We start from the raw sequence: 5,021 nt of genomic DNA, 5'->3' as shown, positions 1-5,021 counted from the left end.
CCAAGTAAACATGCTCTAGATTAACGGCGAAAGCTAACGACTCAAACAAAGTAAATCCCTCTGCGCCAGAAGCTAATCATTATCTGATTTGCCTTAAGGTCAACGCGCCTTGGATCGTGCTTGGTTTTTTAGGGAATAACGCCCCAAGGCTCGCCACCAAGTGGTGGAATTTTTATAAGGGACATTGGCAGGGTTTTATGCCTACGTTGACACGGGTCAGACCTGTCCTCCGGAATCAACAAGTTAGCTGAAAATAATACAGCTATTCTCCGGGTATTTTGACGTAAAGTGTCCCACTGCCGACCGACCAGTGAGGGCACGTATGCTGCTCTTACCATCTGTGCCACAAATCACCGTAATCTGCCAGCAATCCTAAGCGCATTTTTCTCAATGAGATCGGCGACATGCTCGACCATCCCGGCTTCGGCACTATCCATGTGACAAACAAGCTGGGTTGCCTCTACCCGCCGTGCCACCATCGTATCGACCAACTCCTGAATCCGTTGACGCACCACCCGTGGACTGAAACCCGCATCTTCCGCGATCTGGTCCCAGTGCCGCCGGTCCATATCGCCGGGTTTGCGTTTTCGGCCCCCCAGTTTTTGAGCATGGTACTGGTTTACATGATCCCAATACAGCACGGTCGATACGTCATAGAGTGGTGCCAAGCTGATGTTGCCGCCCAACAACATCGAGTAGTTCTTGGCATGGGCGTCCGTATTGGCGATTAGTATGTTGAAGATGACCTGATCCTGTAATGCTAAAGCGTCTTTTGATGGCAGGTGCTGAGCCGTCGTTAGGAGACTTTGCATATCGATTCCGGCGACTGTGCCCTGTTCGTACTTTTGACCAGGGAAGACCCCGTTAGCTTGGGCGAAGTCTTCCTGGTGCAAACGTCTAAGTGATTCATCCTTCCGCACTGATCGGTCATACCGGGCCACTATCAAGGCGGTGCGCTCACCTGCTGGCAGGATGCCAGCCTCGACAGTTGCCAGTCCGCATAATCGCGCCAAAGTCAGGCAGTACGTTTCGTTCTCGACAATACCTGGTAGATTGGAATTGTCAGGTTTGATGATGACTGTAGAAGGAGCACCGTGCTTCGGGATAGCCAGCGCGTCGGTATCTGTTGGAAGACCAAGTTTTGGCTTCCCATCGGCACCAAGCACTGCCAGGGCAGTCTTCTTCTGTCCACCTGCCAACGACAATCGAACACCGTCCTCACCAGCCAAGAACGGACGCTTACCAAGGTCAGCGAAATGGGCTGTGAGTGCGTCTTCTACGGTCTCGGTTTGATAGTGGTCGGTGAGTTGCTGATACGCCCATGACGGCCTGTTACTGGGCTCTCCGATGGAAATCGCACCCGCTGTGTCCCCGCCGATCTCCATTAAGATAGCCAAGGCGTCTGATGAGGCCAAACCAAGCGCCCGTGACAGTGTAAGAAGTTGCTGTTCCTCTGGTAATAGGTTGGCCAGCCAAGGGGTAATCACGGGTGCTGCCACCGGCTCTGGCTGAAGTGGTATGGTCACAGACAGCGGAAATGCGCTTTCGGTTGCCAACCACTTCGGATTATATCGGAACGACAGTTCACCCGCTGCATCAACGTCGATCTGCCCAATGGTAAAGTTGTCGTAGAAAACCGAGATGCTGTTTTGGCTGTCCATCATTCGCCGTCCAGGTCATATCCATCCTGGCTCAACTTGATTTCCTTGGCCAAACCATCACGCTGGGACTGGAATAGTATCGGCAGGTCAGTGCGGAGTGCCTTCGCAATCTCCACAAGAGTGGACAGCTTTGGGTCTCGCTTCCCATTTTCGATCTTGGATAGACTAGCCGCTTCGACGCCGGACAGACGTGACAGGTCGTTGAGCGTCAGCCGTTGGTCGCTCCGAGCTTTCCGAATGTTGGCGCCCACTATGTGGGGCCATTTTTGGTATGCATCCCGCTCCATTGCACCTCTTGTCCCTAACGACAAGATATTGCAAGAGTGGCACCAAATGCAAACTATTTGTCGCTGACGACAAAATTGCCGCAGTTGTCAAAATGAATGCTCAAACTTGTCCTCAACGACAAAGGTTGCTCAGTTAGCCTTTGCGTACCAGTTGCAACAACCTAGTAGGAGTTATCAAAGCCGTAACTGTTCGTTAGGTGGATTCACAAACGAAGTGCAAATTCTGTACTAAAACAGAGAGTTGTATGGAGTATGAAGAGTGGGAAGCCACTACTGTCACCTAAAACTGGGCGAACGGCACAAGCTTGCGAAGTGGCTTGAAGCCAAAATGCCGATTTCGGAGATTGCTGATCGCTTGGGCCGCGACGCTTATACGATCTGCCGAGACATCAAGCGCTACCGATATACAGACACCGAACTGCACGAGCTGAATGGCTATTACGCGGTGAATGCGCAGGGCATGTATGAGAGGCGCCGCGCCATTCATCGTAAGACGATTGTTCATCCTGAAGTTAAGGACGCCATCGAAGATCGGCTCAAAGCTGGATGGTCCCCTGAACAGAACAGATCGCCAGCTTTGCATCATCGTTTCCAAGCCGCCGCCATTTTGACAAAGTGAAAGCCTGACAGGCGCCGACCCCACCATAGCCGATGCCTATCTAAATATAGAATTGGAGTATTTCCGAATGCAGCAACTGGGTCCTATTGTTGGGTAGGAAACGAATGGCACGGTCACCGCATGTTTGATAAAAAAGTCCGAAATATCCACAATAAATTCAATATGTTACTTGCGCTTGGGGTGAAACTCCCGTGGCGCGCGCTGTGGCTGTCAGCGGTTTGGGGTCTGATATGACCGCCTCACACTTGACCACGATTGGGGCGGACGGCGCGAAAGCAGCGGGGCCGATCTCCGACGTGGTCCGCTTCTGGTTGAGGTTGTCACGACACCTCCGGCCGAAGCTAATCTCACGATCCTCGCATTTATGCCCCCCAAACTGAACGCCTGATGGGCAAGACGGTGCCTTTCCCGATCCTGTTCAAACATGTTGGCGATGCCCCTCGCAGGAGAGTTTTTAGAATGACAAACCAGTACTCAGATACCCAGCCCGCCCTTCGCTCGTCCAGTGTCCTGGTTCGCGGTGGTCGCTTGACCAAGTTCAGGGGTCGGGTGGCGAGCATTGCGCCGGGGCTTTCTGTCGTGGCGACGACTGCGGTGCTGTTCACCGGCGGCGCGGCGCATGCGGAGTGTGGTGACCCCGTGGGTGACGAGGACGGACTCGGCAGGACCGTCACATGTGACGCTGGCAACTACACAGATGGCATCACCCATATCTATACCGGATCAGATAGGTTCACACTGATCCTTGACGATGCTGACATCGAGGTGGGCGGCAACGGGGTGATAGTGCGGCAGAATGCGGCGGGTGATAGTGATAGTAGCTTTTTTGTGCAGATGAGTGATGGGACAGTTGAGACTGGGACGGAGCGCAATTTTAGGCACGGGCTTTTGGGGCATATCACGCACTCGGAGAGTAGCACCACGGCGACCGTGAAAATGACCGGAGGGAAAGTCACTACGCGCGGTAACAATGCCCTTGGGGGTTATGCGCTGACCGAAGGCCTCGGCGCTGCGAGCGTGGAAATGGAGGACGGCACAGTCACCACGGAGGGGGAACGTGCCTACGGGCTTTGGGCGGAGATCAACAACTGGGAAAGTACAGCCACGGCGAAGGTGCTTATGAGCGGAGGGGCCGTCACCACGGATAAGGGAAATGCTTACGGGATTGTGGCGAGCTCCAACGGCAGTGGCGCGGTGAAAGTGGAAGTGACGGACGACGACAGCAAGGTCACCACGAAGGGGAAAGATGCCCATGCGGTTTATGCGTGGAACTTTTACAGGGGGAACGAAACGGCGATGGCGGTAGTAAACGATAAAGCTAGTATCAAGACGTTCGGTGACGGAGCTTATGGGGTTTCTGCGAACCACACGGCCTATGGCGCTGCCGAGGTGTATATGTACAACGGAAAGGTCACCACGGAGGGGAAAGAAGCGCATGGGCTAAACGCGTTTTCAGCATCCGCGACGGCAAGTGTCAATTTGAACGGCATCGTCACGGTTTCCGGAGTGGATGCAGACGGGATCCGTGCTGAGAGTGCGACAGGCTTTGACATACACGTCAACGGGTCCGTGAAGGGCGGAAAAGGCAACGGCGCAGCGATCCGAACGATCTCCCGCTCCGGTCTCCCCGGTTTCAAGAGGGAGATCAGGATCAACGGCAACGCCGTTGTGAATGGTGAGGAGTCTGGTATTGCCATAGAAGACGGGGATGGCGATGCGTTGGTCACCTCGGCAGGAATGATCACCGGCGACATTGATCTTGGTGCGGGAGACGATACCCTGCAGCTGAACAATGGCAGCTTTACCGGTGATATTCGTCTTGGGGCGGGCGACGATACGCTGGAACTGAAGGATGGCAGCTTCACCGGTGATATTTATGCCGGTGCGGGCAATGATACCGTCGCTATTCACACCGTAACCCTCGGTGAGGGGCGCTATATTCTGGACGGCGGGGTGGGCGGGAATGATAAGCTGACGTTCGTTGGCCCAAACGATGACCCGATAAACATGAATTCCACAGAGACTCACCTCAGTAACTGGGAGCGTGTCGAGGTGGATAAGGATCTATTCATCGACGACACATCTGCGTTTCACGTCTCTGGCGGGGCCAGTGATACACCCACCGAGATGACCTTCGCCGGTAACGTAACCAATGATGGCTCTGTAGCCTTAAGCGTGCAGGACGGGGCGACGGGGGATGTGATCAGAATTAATGGGGATTACACCGGGTCGGGAAGAAATGTTATTGCCCTGGACACGGTGATTGATGGCAATGGTGCGACCACCGACAGGCTTGAGATCGCCGGCGATGCGTCGGGTGAGATGATGCTGTCTATTGCGGGCCTGGACAGCGCCGGTGCTGCGGACGCCCCGCTTGTGATGGACGTGGTCACTGTTGGCAGAGCGTCTGAGGGGACGTTCACCCTGATGGACGGCAACTATGTCACTGCGGAC

Annotated in this window: 3 protein-coding genes and 1 pseudogene; 2 read left to right on the top strand and 2 right to left on the bottom strand. The window is 54.5% G+C overall.

Annotated elements, in window-relative coordinates; genetic code table 11:
• Positions 1-350: 350 nt before the first annotated feature.
• Complete coding sequence (locus ACFWW2_RS16455; RefSeq protein WP_393929695.1) at positions 351-1,664, bottom strand: type II toxin-antitoxin system HipA family toxin; 1,314 nt, start codon at positions 1,662-1,664, stop codon at positions 351-353.
• A complete protein-coding gene (locus ACFWW2_RS16450) occupies positions 1,661-1,948 on the bottom strand; it encodes a helix-turn-helix domain-containing protein (RefSeq protein ID WP_393929693.1) in 288 nt (95 codons plus the stop codon). The genes ACFWW2_RS16455 and ACFWW2_RS16450 overlap by 4 nt, the downstream gene beginning before the upstream one ends.
• Before the next feature lie 259 nt (positions 1,949-2,207).
• Here ACFWW2_RS16450 and ACFWW2_RS16445 point away from each other — a divergent pair, with 259 nt between their 5' ends.
• Entirely contained in the window at positions 2,208-2,567 is a 360-nt protein-coding gene (locus ACFWW2_RS16445; RefSeq protein ID WP_393929691.1) for a helix-turn-helix domain-containing protein, read from the top strand.
• A 528-nt stretch (positions 2,568-3,095) separates the two neighbouring features.
• Positions 3,096-5,021 (top strand): annotated as a pseudogene (locus tag ACFWW2_RS16440) (hypothetical protein); the annotation flags it as partial.

Source organism: Yoonia sp. R2-816, from assembly GCF_046762905.1.
Taxonomy (GTDB): domain Bacteria; phylum Pseudomonadota; class Alphaproteobacteria; order Rhodobacterales; family Rhodobacteraceae; genus Yoonia.
Note: the sequence above shows the minus strand (reverse complement) of the source record. Positions and strands in the feature narration are given on the sequence as shown.